Consider the following 17967-nt stretch of genomic DNA (forward strand, 5'->3'; position numbering starts at 1 on the left):
TATTTACTGCACTTACTTTTTATAAAAAATTCAGATGAAAAAAATAATGTTGCTCTTAAGCATCACGATTATGTTTTCTAATTGCGGTACTTCCCAAAATGCTAGTTCAAATTCAAAAAAGGCAATTCCAGATGTTTCATATTTTGCGAATACCATAGCTGCTGAGCATTTAAAAGATATGCTATACACCTTTGCTTCCAATGAATTTGAAGGCCGTAGAACAGGAGAACCAGGTCAAAAAAAAGCCATCAATTTTATTAAGGACCATTATGTAACCATGGGGATTCCTTCACCCATTGCAGATGGTGATTATTTTCAAGAAATCCCAGAAGCCTTTTTTGGCGGAAAAGCCAAAGCATCCGAAAATGTACTTGCATATATAAAAGGCTCTGAAAAACCAGACGAAGTGCTTATTATTTCCGCACATTTAGACCATGAAGGCGTTAAAAGAGGAGAAGTATATAATGGTGCGGATGATGATGGCTCTGGTACCGTAGCTATTATAGAAATCGCTAAAGCATTCAAAGATGCTGTAGATAAAGGATTAAGACCAAAGCGAAGCATTCTATTTTTACATGTAACAGGAGAAGAATTAGGACTTTATGGCTCTCAATATTATGCCGATGTAGACCCAGTATTTCCATTAGAAAACACGGTCGCCAATTTAAATATAGACATGATTGGCCGTATAGATGCCAAACATGAAAACAATCCGAATTACCTATATTTAATAGGGTCCAATAAATTAAGCACTGAACTCCATGACCTATCGGAAGCGGTTAACATGAAGTATTTAAACATGGAGTTTGATTACACGTACAATGAAGATAACGACCCAAACCGTTTTTATTACCGATCAGACCATTACAATTTTGCAAAAAACAATATTCCTGTTATTTTCTATTTTAACGGTACCCATGCCGATTACCACAGGCCAACAGACACCCCCGATAAAATCGAATACGATTTGCTGGCAAAACGTGCCCAATTAATTTTTTACACTGCTTGGGAAATTGTTAATAGAGAAGATAGGATTAAATTGGATTGAAAAAACAGAAGCGATTAAATATGATAGATAATATTTTTGATTTTATTGGAGGCAACCACGGACAGTGGAAAATATTAAAAATGGAGCCCATAGTTGGAGAAACGCTTAAACAAGCTCCCTACCTAAAAATAGTAAAGAGTTCTACTGTAAAATCTAGTGAAGGGGTTTGGTCTCTTAAAGGCTTAATAAGTAATATTCGATATACAGAAAAAGAAGAAAAAGAAAAACTGATTTCAATACAGGCTGATCTTGGTAGACCAGAAGCAACAAAAGCCGCTCTAATTCCTATAAAAAAATCTGAAGTTTGGTGGACTCTTGCCCAAGACGAAAGAAGAAAGATATTTGAAGCACAGTCGAACCATACAAAAACAGGACTTAAATATTTGCCCGCTATTGCACGCAAATTATATCATTGCCGAGATATTGGCGAACCATTTGATTTCATAACCTTTTTTGAATATGCCCCTTCAGATTCAGAGGCCTTTGAAGAGCTTGTATATTCATTGCGCAAAACAGAAGAATGGAAATACGTGGACAGAGAGATAGACATTAGACTTATAAGGGAATAAAAACACGTTTAGATTGTATATGACAAAAAAAGCCTTTCTCCCGAGAGCTATCGGGATTGAAAGGCTTTTACTTTTTGGGTGGAAGACCGGGCTCGAACCGGCGACCCTTGGTACCACAAACCAATGCTCTAACCAACTGAGCTACAACCACCATGTAGCACGCATCTTAAATGCGAGTGCAAATGTAACTGATTTCTGTTTTTCTACAAAGCCTTTTTATAATATTTTAACTAAGAAATTTTAAATACGTAAAGCTTTAAACTAACTACTTCAAATTAAACAAACTATCAACGGCCAAATAACGTTCTACCGTAAACCCTTCACCATACTCTACCCCTACCAATCGGCCCAAATCCCTAGCTCTATAGGAAATACTGTCCGCGAAATTTTTACTGGAAATAGGGGTTTCTGGCTCATTATTGCTTGTGCCGTGAAATTGTGTTTTATAAGCAAAAACCGCTTTTAATTTGGTGTCTATAAACCCAGTCACATCAACAACAACATCGGGTTTCAAGTTTTTCCATTGTATGTAGTGGTACACTTGTTTTGGTCGCCATACCGCTTGCGGTTTGTCATTCCCTTCCAAAAAGGTTTCCACTTTAATCAATCCGCTTAAAAAACACGCATCGCTCACCAACTTACTGCCCTTGGCATGGTCTATATGTCGATCCTCAACCGCATTGCAAATCACAATCTCAGGTTGGTATTTACGAATCATTTTTAGGAGTGCTAATTGGTGTTCTTTATCATTTACAAAAAAGCCATCAGCAAACTGCATATTTTCCCTAAGGGTTACCCCAAGTATTTTTGCAGCATTGGTAGCTTCTTCATGTCTAATCTCAGCACTGCCCCTAGTTCCTAATTCTCCCTGGGTCAAATCTATAATGCCTACTTTTTTGCCTTTGGCTATTTCTTTTGCAATGGTAGCACCACAACCTAACTCGACATCATCTGGATGTGAGCCAATTGCAAGTATGTCTAATTTCATTTTAATTATTTTATTAAAAAACTTAGTTTTTAGATGCTTTTATTGTGAATTTCACAAAATGTAAACGTTTGAACATTATTAAAAAATCAAAACTACCGAAAAAAGCATCAAAAAAATCATTACTCAATATTACGAAAACGTATTCGCTCTTACTTTCTTTATATAAACGTACAAAAAAATATGAATAGTTGAAAAATACTGTGTAACAGTAAAGTATGACATTAATCATAAATCCTGAAGCTCTTCCACAGTAATTTTACTATATAATAAAAGCAGTCACGTGAAATGCATGCAAATGTAAAATTAAATAACAATACTTAAACATATACATTAATACAATTAATGGGAACCTTAAAATTAATAAAATGAAAGATTCAGCAACACTTAAACAAAAATCAGGATTAGAACCGTATGGTTTGAAAGATGTCACAGCACATTGGAATTTATCCCCTGAAAAACTTCAACAAATTACCGTCGAAAAAAACATGGGTAAAGAAACCCCTAACGGTACCTTAGCTATTAATACTGGTAAATTTACCGGTAGATCTCCTCAAGACCGTTTTCTTGTAAAAGATGATTATACAAAAGATAAAGTTTGGTGGGGAAATGTTAACAAACCCGTATCTCCTGAAAACTTTGATAGATTAGAAAAAGAAGTTACCAAATACCTTTCTGGAAAAGAAATTTATGTAAGAGACGGCCAAGTATGTGCCGAACCAGAATACAGAACAAATATTAGAACCGTTACCGAGTTACCTTGGTCTAGCTTATTTGTTTTTAATATGTTTTTAAGACCTAGTGAAAAAGACTTAGAAAACTTTAAAGAAGATTGGTTGGTTCTTTGTGCACCAGGTTATGTGTGCCCAGACCCTGGTGATTACGGCATACGTCAAGGTAATTTTTCAATTATAAATTTCACTAAAAAAATAGCCTTGGTTGGTGGATCTGCCTATACTGGAGAAATTAAAAAAGGTATTTTCTCTGCTTTAAATTTAATTTTACCAGTAGAAAAAAACGTGTTGCCAATGCACTGTTCTGCTAACGTTGGAAAATATGGCGATACTGCCATTTTCTTCGGATTATCTGGTACAGGAAAAACAACATTGTCTGCTGACCCTGATAGAAAATTAATTGGTGATGATGAGCATGGCTGGACTGCAGATAACACTATTTTTAACTTTGAAGGAGGTTGCTATGCAAAAGTAATTGACCTTACCGAAGAAAAAGAACCAGACATTTTTAGAGCGATAAGACCAGGGGCTTTATTGGAAAATGTGGTATTTAAAGCTGATGGCGAAGTGGATTATTTAAATGGCAGCATCACTCAAAACACTCGTGTAAGCTACCCTATTTATCATATTGATAACATACAAGAGACATTGTATGCCAATAACCCGAAAAATATATTTTTCTTGACTTGTGATGCTTTTGGTGTATTGCCTCCAGTATCTAAATTAACCCCAGGACAAGCTGCTTACCATTTTATTTCTGGTTACACTGCCAAAGTAGCAGGAACTGAAGCTGGTATTACAGAGCCTGTACCATCATTCTCTGCTTGTTTTGGCGCGCCATTTATGCCATTACACCCAACGGTTTATGGCGAAATGTTAAGTAAAAAAATGTCGGATGCAGGTGTTAATGTATGGTTAATAAATACTGGTTGGAGTGCTGGACCTTATGGTGTTGGCTCTAGAATCAAACTAAAATACACAAGAGCTATGATTACTGCCATATTAAATGGCGAATTAGATCATGTAGATTATGAACAAAACCCAATATTTGGTTTATTTATGCCTAAATATTGCCCAGGTGTCCCCACTGAAATATTAGACCCAATGAATACTTGGTTGCAAAAAGGAGCTTACATAGGTAAAGCTATACAGTTAGCACATTCATTCCATCTAAACTTTGAAAAATTTGCTAATGAAGCTTCTAAACAAATTATGGAAGGTGGTCCCTTAATTGATGAGCATCATCACTTAGAAGAACACATTTAATAAGTGCTTTCAAGAAGAAAAGGAGCTCCGATTGGAGCTCCTTTTTATTTTATTAATCATGTATTTACCTTTCGTTCTTAAGTGCTTTCTCTATTCTGGTATCAGGTATTAACCAAATAATGGCAACCAGAATATATAAAGCTCCACTAATCCAAATACTTATAAATGAAGACAAGATTCCTAATAAATATAAAACAGGAGATACTTTACCCTTTAAATCCTTGCCCAAAGCTTTCTTTAAAATAGAATTATCTCCATGACTTTTAATAATAAGGTTTTGTAAAACAAAATAAGCAATGGCAGCACCCAAAAGTACGATGCCATATAAAAATACAGTGGCACTTGTAAAATGGTTTTCTCCCATCCAACCCGTTACAAAAGGAATTAAAGATAACCAAAACAACAAATGCATATTAGCCCATAATATAGTGCCGGTAACATGCTTAACCGTTTGCATCATGTGGTGATGATTATTCCAATAAATCGCTAAATATATAAAACTCAATACATAGCTTAAAAAAACAGGTAATAACGATTTTAAATCCTCAAAACTGCCTCCATGGGGTACTTTTAATTCCAATACCATAATGGTAATTATAATTGCCAAAACACCATCGGTGAAGGCTTCAAGTCTTCCTTTTGTCATCTTATTAATCTATTAATTCACTTTTAAAGTTATTAAAATACTAAATATTCTTATAAATTCGCAAAAAAAATAAAATGTTAAAAGCTGTTATATTTGATATGGATGGGGTTATTATTGAAAGTGAACCTTTGCACAATATTGCCTACCATAAGATGTTTGAAGACGTTAATATTGAAGTGCCTGATGCCCTTTATGAATCGTTTACGGGAAAATCGACCTTAAATATTTGCAAACAACTGTGTGATATCTATAAACTTGAAGCATCACCCGAATCCTTAGTAAATCTAAAAAGAAAACATTTTGATGCTATTTTTGAAAATGATACCAATTTTGACCTTATGGAAGGGGTGTTGGATTTGATAAAGGATTATCATAAAAACGGACTTACCTTGGTTTTAGGTTCATCGGCGACTATGCCCAGTATTGATAGGATTTTTAAACGCTTCGATTTAAGTCCCTATTTTAAAGCAAAACTTAGTGGTGCCGATTTAAAAGAATCGAAGCCTCACCCAGAAATTTTTATGAATGCCGTTAAAGCATCGGGATTTAAAACCGAAGAATGCATGGTTATTGAAGATGCCACCAATGGTATTTTAGCAGCTAAAGGTGCTGGCGTATTTTGCGTGGCTTATGATAGTTTTCACTCAAAAAACCAAGATTATAGCCAAGCGGATTTGGTTATTAAAAAGTTTGAAGACATACGTTATGATAAGATTAAGCAGTTGTTTTAATACCTTCTTAATTAATGAACACAATTAAAAAAATTAAAAAAAACACTTTTTAAAATTGAAAGTCTAAAATAACCTAAATATCGTTTTTATCTTGATTGGCTTTATTAATAATGGCTTTTAAGCGTTCTTTTCTTAGTTGCCCTTCTGTTTTTTTCTTGCTTATTTTTTGAGCCATTAGCTTAGAATGCTTCGCTTTATTTTTTGTGTTTTTATCTCTACCTGTTTTAGCCATAAAATTACTTCTTATAAAACTTGGCATACCCACGATACGCAAAAAACCCTAACAAAGCAACTATACCAACAACAATAGCAATGATGTTAAAACTTGCTATTTGCTGACCAGATTGGTATGAATGTAAACCAGACAGATAAAAATTAACTCCAAAATAGGTAAATATAATAAACCCAAAGGCCATGATTGAAGATAGATTATACCACCAACTACCGCGGAGTCCCGGAATGAGTCTCATGTGAATTACAAAGGCGTACATCATAATACTTATCAAGGCCCAAGTTTCCTTTGGATCCCAGCCCCAATAACGCCCCCAACTTTCGTTGGCCCACATACCTCCTAAAAAGTTTCCGATGGTTAGCATGACCAAACCAACGGTTAGTGACATTTCGTTTATGATGGTAAGTTCTTTGATGTTTAAATCCATTTTAACCTTATTCTTTTCCGTGGTAAAAATCATAAGCAATAAAGACACGACACCTAAAATCATTCCTAATGTAAAAGGGCCATAACTAGCCACAATAACTGCCACGTGAATCATGAGCCAATAACTATTTAAAACCGGTTGTAAATTAGCAATGGCAGGATCCATCCAACTCCAATGAGCAATCATTAAAAGCATAGCGGTTACAAATGCGGTAGCTGCTATGGTCAATTCACTTTTTCTACCAAAGGCCAAGCCAAAAAACATGGTAGCCCAAGCCACATAAATCATCGATTCGTAGGCATCGCTCCAAGGGGCATGTCCAGAAATATACCATCTTACAATTAATCCGGCAGTATGTAGCAAAAACAACCCAATTATAATAACCTTAAATATGGTCGCTACTATTTTTAAAGTTTTGCTTTTGTCTTTAAAAATTTGAATAATCAATACAATAAAAAGCAAGGTGCCAGCATATAAGTACCAACTAAATAACTTCTTGAAAATATCGTATTTATTATATAATACCTCTGTATTTATTTTTTCATCAGAAAGCATCACGGAACCGCCGTAACGTTGTTGTGTTTTTTTAAATGCTTCTAAGAACTTATTGGGTTCGGTAAAATCCCCCGTTTGCTTAGCGGTATTCAGCATATACAAATAAGCATTAAAGCCATTGTTTATAAAATTGGCATATAATGAATCTGTAATTTTAATGTTCTCATCGTTCTTATAATCGTAATTCGAAATCCATTTATTATTTTCATCATTGGGTAAAGGAAAAATTTTCAATGGCATACCCTCTAGCGTATTATAAAGCAACGTTACCCGCTGATCTGTTTCTTTAAATTGCGTTTGGTAAGCATTAGGCTGATTTGTCTTATAAGCATCGTCTAGATAAGGTGATAATTTATATTCTCCTCTTTCTGTGAAGAAATCTGATAGAGTTACATATTTTTCACGCTCATCAACATCGATAATATGTCTAATGGAGTCCCCTTTTTTTAAGGCTAAATAAATAACAGGAACGTTATACCAAAGCATGGGACTTTCTTGCATGGATAAAAAGACTTGATTCGCATCAAACTCTTCATAAGTATCATTCTTGCTTAATTTACGAAGCATTTCTGATGCATAGGTATTAACAGGCATCATACGTCCGCTAAGATCCTGAATCACCATGTGAGCAAAATTTTCCGCATGCTCCTTAGGCGTTATATTTACCCTTAAAATAGAATCCACTAATGTCTTTTGGGCTTTTATATTATTGTGAGCATCATGTTCGGAATTGTCTTGAGAAAACCCATTTAAGCCAAAACACAACATTAAAACTGCAAGTAATTTGGATTTTTTTGATTTAACCTTTTCCAATTGCCTTTTTAAATCTCCAAAACGGGAATGTTTACTAAATAAAATAGCCATTAACCCAAAATACAACAAGAAATACCCAATATATGTAATCAAAGAGCCCCAATAATCGTGGTTTACAGATAAAATTGTTCCTTTTTCATCGGGGTCGAAACCAGATTGAAAAAACCTATAACCGCCATGATCTAAAATGTTATTCATAAAAATCTTATAGTCATAACTGCCTTCTTTCTCGTCAAATATGGTTACTTCACTTGAATAAGCCGAATATCCCCTCTCTGTACCTGGATAACGTTCGGCCTCAAAATCGTTTAGCTTAATTTGAAATGGCAATTCCATAACTTTAGAACCATATTTTAAAGCAAAATCCAATCCGCCAACTTGTATTTGCTTAAATGCTCTATCCATGCCTTTTCCGCCAAGTACACCCACACGTTTGGTTTCTCCATTGGTTGTTATTTTAAATACGGCACCATCTTCATCATTTTTTAATATTTGAGATTTTTGAACCACATCAAAAAAACCTTTTACCACAGGGTTTGGAAACACCATTTGCATGTCGCCAATAATATAGCGCGAACGCAGCATTAACGGTTGTAAACTATCTTTTACTAAAGTCCCTTGAGCCATGGTTGCCATGGTTAAATATTCCCCTTCAAATGGCGAATTTATGGTAAGTCCTTCATCATTATAGGTGATGTTTATAGCACCATCTGTGGGTTTGTTAAATGCAAATAAAACATTATGGATACTTGCCACCTCGCCTACTTTTAAAAAGTGATTGTGAGGACCGTCACCACCAGACTCCACAACTTTTAAATAAGATTCCCCGTTTTCATCTGGTACAATATCTTCTTCTGCGCCTTTAATGAATTTTTCAAGTTCAATGGTGACTGGTTGTTCGTTGTATTTGGTTTCAATCTTAAAATCGTTATCCATTCGGTACGAAAAATCCACTTCCTTTTCTAATGGTAAACGTTGTGCTACACCGTCAATCTCATAATCGCCATCTATATATGCCGTAACATAGGTCTTCGCCGATAGAAACGTGTTTTCGGTTGCGCCTTCACGAATCGCCATCATCCCTTCAAAACTAACATATCTGGTAATACCAGCACCTAATAAGATGAAAATGAACGCTAAATGCAAAATTAAGGTCGTCCATTTTTCTTTTTTATACAACCTAAATTTCACGATGTTCCCCAGAAAATTGATAACAAAAATCCCCATAACGGCTTCAAACCACCACGCATTGTAAATCAAGTTTCTGGTATAAGCAGTTGGAGAAGTATCTTGTCCAGCATCTAAAAAAGTACCTGTTACCATAGCGGCAGCAAAAACTATAAATAAAACGGCTGTGAGACGGGTAGAAAAAAGAATTTTAGCTAGTTTATTTTGCATAAGATGAACCCTTTTAAGGTGGGGCAAATTTAAGTATTATAGTTTATTTTAAAGTGTTAAAGTTTAAGAGTTTCTATGTTTTAGAGTTGCAAAGCTACAAAGTTGCAAAGTTGCAAAGATTCTGAGTTTCTGAAAAAAAAGTGACTGCTACTGAAAACTGCTTACTAAGACTGTCTTGCTTCAAAAATTTTTAAATACAGAAACGTTCCCATTTTTCGGGCACGTCGTTTAGCATTTTCGGCATAATCGCCTTCAAAAAGCTCGTCAATCGTTTGAAACCAAAGGTTTAACCAAAGTCCGAAATGCAATTCCGTTATCGTATTGTTATTTTCATTGTCCACCTTCACATGTGCTTCCAAAGGATTACCCAAATATTTCGTTTTTAAAAATAAACTAGATTCCCAAAAGGTCGTGAGTCGGTCTAAATGAGCATCCCAATCTGTAATCACATCATTAAAAAATGGCCCTAGAATAGCATCCTTCCTAACTTTGACATAGAAAGTAGACACTAATAAGAATACATCTTCCCTAGTTTTGATATCGTTTTTCATACATACAAATTTACGCTTTTTTCTATTTAAGCTGCAAAGCTTTTAAGTTTCAAGGCTTCACAGTTGAGATATATATTAGAAATTTAACTATTTATACTAAGCCACTTTGAAACTTTGCCACTTTGAAACTTTCAACTTTTAACTCTTAACTTTCAACTTAACTTCTGTATTTTAGCAACATGATTTCGGTAATAATCCTAGGCGCTGGTAATGTCGCCACACATTTATTCAAAGCTTTCAAAAAAACAGAAGAAATATCTGTTAATCAATGGTATAACAGACATTTAGACTTGATTAGTCCCTATAAAAATGATGTGGCTATTATTGATGATTTGTCTCAACTTAAAGAAGCCGATGTGTATATTTTGGCCGTGAGCGACGATGCTATTAAAGAATTATCATCAAAATTGCCGTTTGAGAATCGATTGGTAGTCCACACTTCTGGAGGTGTTAGCCTTTATGATATAGACAAAAAACATAGACGTGGCGTTTTTTATCCACTACAAACGTTTAGCAAAGATGCTTGTATGGATTTTGCAAATGTGCCTATTTGTATTGAGGCTATTAAAAGTGATGATTACCATATTCTAAAATCATTGGCAATTAGTATAGGAAGCGCCACCAAAAAGGTAAATAGCGATCAAAGACGTGTGTTGCATTTAGCAGCCGTATTCGTGAACAATTTTACAAATCAGTTATACAGGATCGCTCATGAAATCACGGAAAGTGAAGGGGCTGATTTCGATATATTAAAACCGCTAATACTTGAAACCGCAAACAAAGTTCAAGAATTTTCACCGTATATGGCGCAAACAGGACCCGCCAAACGCAATGATAAAAAAACAATAAGAAAACATTTGAAAATTTTAAATAACAACCCACATCATAAAGCCATTTATGAATTACTAACCGACTCAATACATATGACACATGGAAGAAAAAAGCTATAAAGAATATTTAAACCATATTACCACTTTTATTTTTGACGTCGATGGCGTTTTAACCAATGGTGATTTGCATGTTACCAATACGGGCGAACTTTTAAGAATCATGAATGTAAGGGATGGTTTCGCCCTTAAATTCGCGGTGAACTCGGGTTATAATGTTGCCATCATATCGGCTGGGACCAATGATGGCGTTAAAATTCGGTTAGAAGCCCTGGGCATTAAAACAGTCTATTTAGGAGCCCACAAAAAACTTGAAAAGTTTTATGAATACATAGAAACCAATAATATTAAAACAGAAAACATCCTTTATATGGGCGACGATATGCCAGACTATCCTGTTTTAAAAGTTGTTGGTTTACCTTGTTGCCCACAAGATGCCGTAGCAGAGGTAAAAGGAATTTCTAAATATATATCCCATAAAAATGGTGGACAAGGTGCCGTTCGAGATGTGATTGAACAGGTTTTAAAAGTTCAGGATAAGTGGGTGTTTTAGCTGTTAGCTGTTAGCTGTTAGCTGTTAGCTGTTAGCTGTTAGCTGTTAGCTGTTAGCAAAATTAACTATTCACTTTTCACTATTAACTAAATGCACGGCATTTTAAACCTCATTCGCTGGAAGAACTTATTGATGATTGCCTTGGTGCAATTACTGATTAAATATGCGTTTCTGGAATCTTATGGGGCATCAACGAGTTTAGATACCTTAGGCGTCATTCTTTTAATTATCGCTACGGTTTGCATTGCCGCAGCTGGAAATATTATTAATGATATTAATGATGTTGAAACCGATGTTATTAACAAACCAAATAAGATAATTGTAGGTAAAAACATTTCAGAAAAAACAGCTTATAATTTATTTATTATATTGAATGTGATTGGCGTTGGCGTTGGATATTACTTATCCAATTCCGTTGGAAGAAGTGGGTTTTTCTCCCTATTCGTTATTATTTCAGTATTACTTTATGTGTATTCAACTTATTTGAAACAACTGTTTTTAATAGGCAATCTGGTTATTTCTATTTTAGTGGCTTTAAGCATTCTTATTGTTGGCGTTTTTGAATTGATTCCTAACATTACCGAACAAAACCAAACCATCCAACTATTATATTTTAAAACCATATTAAATTACGCTTATATGGCTTTCATTTTAAACTTAATAAGGGAAATAAACAAAGACGTGGAAGATATGGAAGGCGATGCTAAAGCAGGCATGAATACGCTACCCATCATTATTGGAAAAGAAAATACCAAATATATAATTTTGGGGCTTTCGCTATTGACACTGTTTGTCATTGGATATTATGTGGTGGATACATTGTACAACAACCAAATCGCTGTCATTTATTTCTTGATTTTTATCATGGCACCACTACTCTATTTGAATATTAAAATTTTAAGTGCACAAAAAAAAACCGACTATACCCATATTAGTAACATCCTTAAATGGATTATGCTTTTTGGAATGCTTTCCTTACTTTTATACACCTATAATGCAACACGGTAATGTTAAGCGAAAAATTAAAAAACCACAGGATTATTTTGGCTTCGGGTTCCCCAAGACGGCAACAGTTTTTCAAAGAATTGGGGTTGGATTTTGAGATTCGTTTAAAACCCATAAAAGAAGACTATCCTTCTCGATTGAAGCATTTTGAAATCAGTGATTATTTAGCACAGTTAAAGGCACTTCCCTTTAAAGATGAATTAAAAGATAACGACATTCTTATCACAAGCGATACCATTGTTTGGCATCAAGGAAAAGCCCTTGGTAAACCCTTAGATGAATTAGATGCTTTTGCAATGCTAAAATCTTTAAGCAATACTACTCATGAAGTGATTACATCGGTTTGTTTTACAACAACTAAATTTGAAAAAACGCTTAACGACATTACAAAAGTCACTTTTAAAAGCTTAACTGACCAAGAAATAAATTATTACATTAAAACCTGTAAGCCTCTTGACAAAGCGGGTGCGTATGGTATTCAAGAATGGATTGGGCAAATTGGTGTTACAAATATGGAAGGTTCTTATTTTAATGTTATGGGTATGCCAACGCATATGGTTTATAAATCGTTGCATGATATTGTTAATGATTTGCAAAAACACTAAATTGAACAACACTTTTTTATTTTCTAACGTATCTTTGGTTCATTATTCAATTTAAAAAAATTTAAAATGTTTTTCGAAACTTATAAAAGCGAATTTATAATTACTGGATTTCTTCTTCTTTTTTTACTTATCGTCCGATTTATTTTAACCACGCTTATCACAAAAATATCCAGAAGAAACGGCATTAATATAGCTCGAATCCATTTAATCAATAGATATGTTTCGGTAACGTTATTTTTAATAGCCCTCATCATCATCCCATTTATTTTTGGAACGAAATTAGAAAAATTAGTTGTTCTTTTCTCTTCGGTTTTCGCTGTTATTGGTATTGGTTTGTTTGCTATTTGGTCTATTTTAAGTAATATCACCTCTGGAATCATTATGTTTTTCTCGTTTCCTTATAAAGTTGGAGACAAAATTCAAATACACGATAAAGATTTTCCCTTAGAAGGCATTATAGAAGATATTAGAGCGTTTCAGCTACACCTTCGTTTGGAAAATGGCGACCTAGTAACCTATCCCAATAATTTAATGTTACAAAAAGCCGTAACCCTTATTGAAAAAGACGCCATTATTGATGACGGCATGGATGCCATATAAATACTTCATACATTTATTAAATGGGTAAACTCAAAGGTAAAAAAAGGTATAAGAAATTAGGACTAGCTCCTGGAAGTGTTATTTATACTGGAGACAAATCATCAAAAAAATTATTCATTGAGGCTTTTGATTACAATATAGAGCAATGTATTGATAAAGAATTAAATAATGTTGAGGACATTTTTGAATTTAAACATATAGATACTATTACATGGATTAACCTAAATGGTTTAAACCATGTCAATGAAATTGAAAAAATAGGGAATCACTTCAATTTACATCCTTTAGTTTTAGAGGATATTGTAAGCATTTCACAACGCCCTAAAATTGATGAGTATGATGATTATTTATTTGTGGTCTTAAAAATGCTTTATCAGGACGAAAACGAAACCATCATTTCAGAACAAGTTAGCTTTGTTCTTGGCAAAAACTATGTACTTTCTTTCCAAGAAGCTGATGGTGATGTGTTTGATACCGTAAGAGACCGCATTAGGCATGGAAAAGGTAGGGTTCGCACCATGCAGGCCGATTATTTGCTTTATATTTTAATGGATGCTATTGTTGATCACTATTTTAGTATTATAGAAAGTCTTGGCGAAAAAATTGAAGATTATGAAAGTCGTATCTTTTCAGGACATGTAGACAAATCAATCAACAAGGATATTCAGGATTTAAAAAGAGAAGTGTTAAGAGTTCGCCGAGCCATTTTTCCTCTTCGCGAAGTCATTAGCAGAATTGAAAAACACGAGAGCCCACTCATTCTAGATAAAACAAAAACCTTTTACCGCGATATTTACGACCATTTAATTCAGGTTTCAGAAAATATTGATATCTATAGGGAAATGATTTGGAGTTTAATGGATATGTACATGACTACCATTAGTAATAGAATGAACGAAGTCATGAAAGTATTAACCATTATGGCTTCCATATTTATTCCCTTGACTTTTATTGCGGGTATTTATGGCATGAACTTCGATTATATGCCAGAACTCCATTATAAATATTCTTATTTTATTCTTTGGGGTGTTATGATTGTCCTTTTTATAGGGATGCTTTATTATTTTAAGCGGAAGAAGTGGTTGTAAATTTTGATTTCTGTCAATTTGACATTTTAAAATTCTGTGCATTTTATTGAAAGCTTTTGGTATATTTTTTGAAATTATTCAGTAAAAATAAAATTGTTTAATTTAAAATGTATCAACTATGAAAACACTTAAATTTATTCCAATTTTCTTTCTTCTATTTTATAATTGCACAGCACAAAACAAACAAAAAACAGAAGAGAACTCTTTAAAACCAGACGAAAATATTCAAGTAAACAAAGAATATGACGAGTACGGCAATTTAACAAAATACGATTCTATTTATTCTTATAGCTACTCATCTAACGGAGAAATTAACGATAGTTTAAAGATGCTATTCCAAAAGCATTTTAACAACCATTCATTATTTAACGATTCGTTTTTTGATGATTTCTTCAAACAAGATTCAGCTTCTGGACATTTCAACCCGCACAACTTTTTCTACAAAGGTTTCATGAATCAAGATGATCACATTAAAAGCATGATGAAGCGTATGGACTCTATTCAGCAATTATTTTTTAATCAAAACTTCCAAAGTATCATTCCTGCCGAACCCAAAAAAAAAAATGATTACAAAGGAATCTAAATACCCGTATTTCAAAACCGTTAAATAAAGATTAAAACCAGCAAAAGTGCTGGTTTCTTTTATATATTTGGTTTTTAGCTAACTAAATAAACATGCGAAAAACTATACTTTCTTCCATATTAATACTACTTACTTTTACAATTTTACATGCCCAAAAACCAACAACACCCTCATCTTCAGAAATTTTTGAATCCATTCAAAAACTAAATTTTTTAGGGTCTGTTTTATATGTGGCAGCGCATCCAGATGATGAAAATACATCGCTTATCTCCTATATGTCCAATCATGTAAAAGCCCGAACTGGGTATTTAGCCATTACACGAGGTGATGGGGGACAAAACCTGATTGGCCCTGAGATTAGTCATTTATTGGGCGTTATAAGAACCCAAGAATTATTGGCGGCCAGACGAATTGATGGCGGTGAACAGTTTTTTACAAGAGCTACTGATTTTGGTTTTTCAAAAGATCCGGAAGAAACTTTATCTATTTGGAATAAAGAGGATTTATTAAGTGATGTTGTTTTAGCTATTAGAAAATTTAAACCAGACGTCATTATTAACCGTTTTGATCACCGAACTCCGGGTACAACACATGGACATCACACCAGTTCTGCCATGCTAAGTTTTGAAGCTTTTGATTTGGCCAATGACCAATCCGCCTTTCCAGATTTACTGAAAATCGCCGACGTTTGGCAACCAAAACGCATATTTTATAATACCAGTCCTTGGGCTTTTGGAAGTCCAGAAGAATTTGAAAAAGCAGACAAAACAAATCTAATTACTTTTGATACAGGTATTTATTATCCGCTTAAAGGCCTGTCAAATAATGAAGTGTCTTCGTTGGCAAGTAGCCAACATTTAAGTCAGGGCTTTGGGAGACTAACCAATAGAGGATCGCAAAATGAATATATTGAATTTTTAAAAGGAGATGCTTTAGTAAATAATGAAACTGTTTTTTCGGGTATTGATACGTCATGGAACCGTGTAAAAGGCGGTAAAGCGATTGGTGATATTTTATATAAAGTTGAACATGAATTCAATTTTAAAGACCCATCGGTACATCTAGCGGATTTAATGAAAGCATACCAGTTACTTCAAACCATTGAAGATGACCATTGGAAAACCATAAAAATTAAAGAATTAAAATCCATCATAGAGGCCTGTGCCGGGTTGTATTTAGAAGCGTCCGCAGAAACGAGTTCAAGTACGCCAAATAGTAAAATCAACGTAAATATTGAAGCTTTAAATAGAAGCAATTCACCTATTGAATTGGTTAGTTTTTCAAAAACAGATGGTACAACCAGTCTACAAAACACCCTTTTAAAACCAAATATCAAGCAAAACATAAAAACGGATTATACCATCACAGATAACGAAATCTATACTACACCTTATTGGTTGGCAGAAAAAGGCACGTTGGGCATGTATAAAGTAGATGATAAAAATTTAATAGGCTTGCCAGAAACCCCAAGACAAGTATCGGTTGACATCAATTTGAAAATAAACAACTCACCTATTACCATCACAAAAGATGTTATTTATCGTTTTGGAAAACCAGACAAAGGCGAGTTATATCGCCCATTTGAAATCATTCCTGAAGCAGCTGCAAAAATCCCTGAAAAGGTCATCATTTTTGAAAATGACAAACAGAAAAATGTGGAAATCATCGTAAAGGCAGGTCGGGACAATTTAGAAGGTTTTGTTGAAATAAATCATCCAAAGGATTGGAGCGTATCTCCCGAAAAGCAAACTGTTTCCATCGCCTTTAAAGATCAAGAGCAAAGATTCATTTTTACTATCATTCCGCCAAAGAACCAAAGTGAAGGGTATATCAATCCAATCATCCATATTAATGATAAAATATATACCAAAGAGCGCATTGAAATCGATTACGACCATATTCCATATCAAACCATCTTAGAACCAAGTGAAAGTAAAATTGTGCGGTTAGATATAAAGAAAAAAGGCAATAATATTGCTTATATTGCTGGTGCTGGTGATGTCGTCCCTGAAAGTTTGGAGCACATTGGTTACCATGTACAAACTATAAATCCAGAAAATATCAGTGCAGACATGTTGAACACCTTTGATGCCGTTGTGATTGGCATTAGAGCATATAATACCATTGACGAATTAAAATTCAAACAACAATTATTATTTGATTTTGTTGAAAAAGGCGGTAATATGATTGTACAGTACAACACCAATTCTAGATTAAAAGTGGATAAATTAGCGCCTTATGATTTAAAATTATCTAGAGATCGTGTCACTGATGAAAATGCCGAAGTCCGTTTTTTAGAGCCCAATCACCCCCTTTTGAATTACCCAAACAAAATAACCCAAGAAGATTTTGAAGGATGGACACAAGAACGTGGTTTGTATTATCCAGGTGAATGGGCAAGCGAATTTACACCCATTCTTTCCATGAACGACAAAGGTGAAACACCAAAAGATGGTAGTTTATTAGTTGCTAAATACGGTAAAGGCTACTATATTTATACTGGATTAAGCTTTTTTAGGGAATTTCCAGAGGGGGTTTCTGGAGCTTACCGATTGTTTGCCAATATGCTATCGATAGGTAAAGAAGATATTAAACAAGCAGAAAATTTAAAGCAATAACGGATGAAAGATTATAAATGGAATAAGATGTACACGCTGGTGCTGGTTGCGAATGCTGTTTATATCATCTTAT

The 17967-nt window shown here is 34.2% G+C and carries 17 protein-coding genes and 1 tRNA gene; 12 read left to right on the forward strand and 6 right to left on the reverse strand.

From position 1 onward, the window contains the following. Positions 1-34: 34 nt before the first annotated feature. Both CSW08_RS03200 and CSW08_RS03205 read left to right on the forward strand, forming a co-directional pair. Complete coding sequence (locus tag CSW08_RS03200; protein WP_106658462.1) at positions 35-1048, forward strand: M28 family metallopeptidase; 1014 nt, start codon at positions 35-37, stop codon at positions 1046-1048. A 20-nt stretch (positions 1049-1068) separates the two neighbouring features. After that, positions 1069-1617 carry a chlorite dismutase family protein gene (locus CSW08_RS03205; RefSeq protein ID WP_106658463.1) on the forward strand — a complete coding sequence of 183 codons (549 nt, stop codon included), beginning with the start codon at positions 1069-1071 and terminating at the stop codon, positions 1615-1617. A gap of 76 nt (positions 1618-1693) precedes the next feature. On the opposite strand, the gene CSW08_RS03210 is transcribed toward CSW08_RS03205, so the two are convergent. Together CSW08_RS03210 and bshB1 are read right to left on the reverse strand one after the other, a co-directional pair. Beyond that, positions 1694-1769, reverse strand: a tRNA-His gene (locus CSW08_RS03210). A 113-nt stretch (positions 1770-1882) separates the two neighbouring features. After that, on the reverse strand, positions 1883-2605 hold the full coding sequence (bshB1, locus tag CSW08_RS03215) for a bacillithiol biosynthesis deacetylase BshB1 (protein WP_106658464.1): 723 nt from the start codon (positions 2603-2605) through the stop codon (positions 1883-1885). Between the two features lie 365 nt (positions 2606-2970). On the opposite strand from bshB1, the gene pckA reads away from it, so the two are divergent. After that, positions 2971-4602, forward strand: a complete 1632-nt coding sequence (gene pckA / locus CSW08_RS03220; RefSeq protein ID WP_106658465.1) for a phosphoenolpyruvate carboxykinase (ATP) — start codon at positions 2971-2973, stop codon at positions 4600-4602. Between the two features lie 64 nt (positions 4603-4666). Here pckA and CSW08_RS03225 read toward each other — a convergent pair whose 3' ends face one another. Next, a complete protein-coding gene (locus tag CSW08_RS03225; protein WP_106658466.1) occupies positions 4667-5248 on the reverse strand; it encodes a TMEM175 family protein in 582 nt (193 codons plus the stop codon). A 74-nt stretch (positions 5249-5322) separates the two neighbouring features. Between CSW08_RS03225 and CSW08_RS03230 the strand changes: the two genes are divergently transcribed. Then, positions 5323-5979: an HAD family hydrolase gene (locus CSW08_RS03230; protein ID WP_106658467.1), complete on the forward strand. Its 657-nt coding sequence runs from the start codon at positions 5323-5325 to the stop codon at positions 5977-5979. A 73-nt stretch (positions 5980-6052) separates the two neighbouring features. Here CSW08_RS03230 and CSW08_RS18225 read toward each other — a convergent pair whose 3' ends face one another. The 3 genes from CSW08_RS18225 to CSW08_RS03245 all read right to left on the reverse strand — a co-directional run bounded on the left by CSW08_RS18225 (position 6053) and on the right by CSW08_RS03245 (position 9955). Then, entirely contained in the window at positions 6053-6211 is a 159-nt protein-coding gene (locus CSW08_RS18225) for a hypothetical protein (RefSeq protein ID WP_203226843.1), read from the reverse strand. Positions 6212-6215: 4 nt separating this feature from the next. Further along, on the reverse strand, positions 6216-9404 hold the full coding sequence (ccsA, locus tag CSW08_RS03240) for a cytochrome c biogenesis protein CcsA (protein WP_106658469.1): 3189 nt from the start codon (positions 9402-9404) through the stop codon (positions 6216-6218). Between the two features lie 164 nt (positions 9405-9568). After that, complete coding sequence (locus tag CSW08_RS03245) at positions 9569-9955, reverse strand: group III truncated hemoglobin (RefSeq protein ID WP_106658470.1); 387 nt, start codon at positions 9953-9955, stop codon at positions 9569-9571. A gap of 179 nt (positions 9956-10134) precedes the next feature. On the opposite strand from CSW08_RS03245, the gene CSW08_RS03250 reads away from it, so the two are divergent. From CSW08_RS03250 to CSW08_RS03285, 8 genes are all read left to right on the forward strand, one after another. Beyond that, positions 10135-10905, forward strand: coding sequence for a Rossmann-like and DUF2520 domain-containing protein (locus CSW08_RS03250; protein ID WP_106658471.1), 771 nt, complete (start codon positions 10135-10137; stop codon positions 10903-10905). Further along, positions 10886-11395, forward strand: coding sequence for a KdsC family phosphatase (locus tag CSW08_RS03255; RefSeq protein WP_106658472.1), 510 nt, complete (start codon positions 10886-10888; stop codon positions 11393-11395). Before CSW08_RS03250 ends, CSW08_RS03255 begins: the two co-directional genes overlap by 20 nt. A gap of 90 nt (positions 11396-11485) precedes the next feature. Beyond that, positions 11486-12403, forward strand: a complete 918-nt coding sequence (locus CSW08_RS03260; RefSeq protein WP_106658473.1) for a geranylgeranylglycerol-phosphate geranylgeranyltransferase — start codon at positions 11486-11488, stop codon at positions 12401-12403. Then, the gene (locus tag CSW08_RS03265; protein WP_106658474.1) at positions 12403-13005 is read left to right on the forward strand and encodes a Maf-like protein; all 603 of its coding nucleotides are present in this window, start codon (positions 12403-12405) and stop codon (positions 13003-13005) included. The genes CSW08_RS03260 and CSW08_RS03265 overlap by 1 nt, the downstream gene beginning before the upstream one ends. A gap of 66 nt (positions 13006-13071) precedes the next feature. Beyond that, positions 13072-13605 carry a mechanosensitive ion channel domain-containing protein gene (locus CSW08_RS03270; protein ID WP_106658475.1) on the forward strand — a complete coding sequence of 178 codons (534 nt, stop codon included), beginning with the start codon at positions 13072-13074 and terminating at the stop codon, positions 13603-13605. A 20-nt stretch (positions 13606-13625) separates the two neighbouring features. Then, positions 13626-14693: a magnesium/cobalt transporter CorA gene (gene corA / locus CSW08_RS03275; protein WP_106658476.1), complete on the forward strand. Its 1068-nt coding sequence runs from the start codon at positions 13626-13628 to the stop codon at positions 14691-14693. Positions 14694-14811: 118 nt separating this feature from the next. Further along, positions 14812-15276: a hypothetical protein gene (locus tag CSW08_RS03280; RefSeq protein ID WP_106658477.1), complete on the forward strand. Its 465-nt coding sequence runs from the start codon at positions 14812-14814 to the stop codon at positions 15274-15276. A gap of 92 nt (positions 15277-15368) precedes the next feature. After that, positions 15369-17894 carry a PIG-L family deacetylase gene (locus tag CSW08_RS03285; protein ID WP_106658478.1) on the forward strand — a complete coding sequence of 842 codons (2526 nt, stop codon included), beginning with the start codon at positions 15369-15371 and terminating at the stop codon, positions 17892-17894. Positions 17895-17967: the final 73 nt, after the last annotated feature.

This window comes from Confluentibacter flavum, assembly GCF_002843175.1.
Taxonomy (GTDB): Bacteria; Bacteroidota; Bacteroidia; order Flavobacteriales; family Flavobacteriaceae; genus Confluentibacter; species Confluentibacter flavum.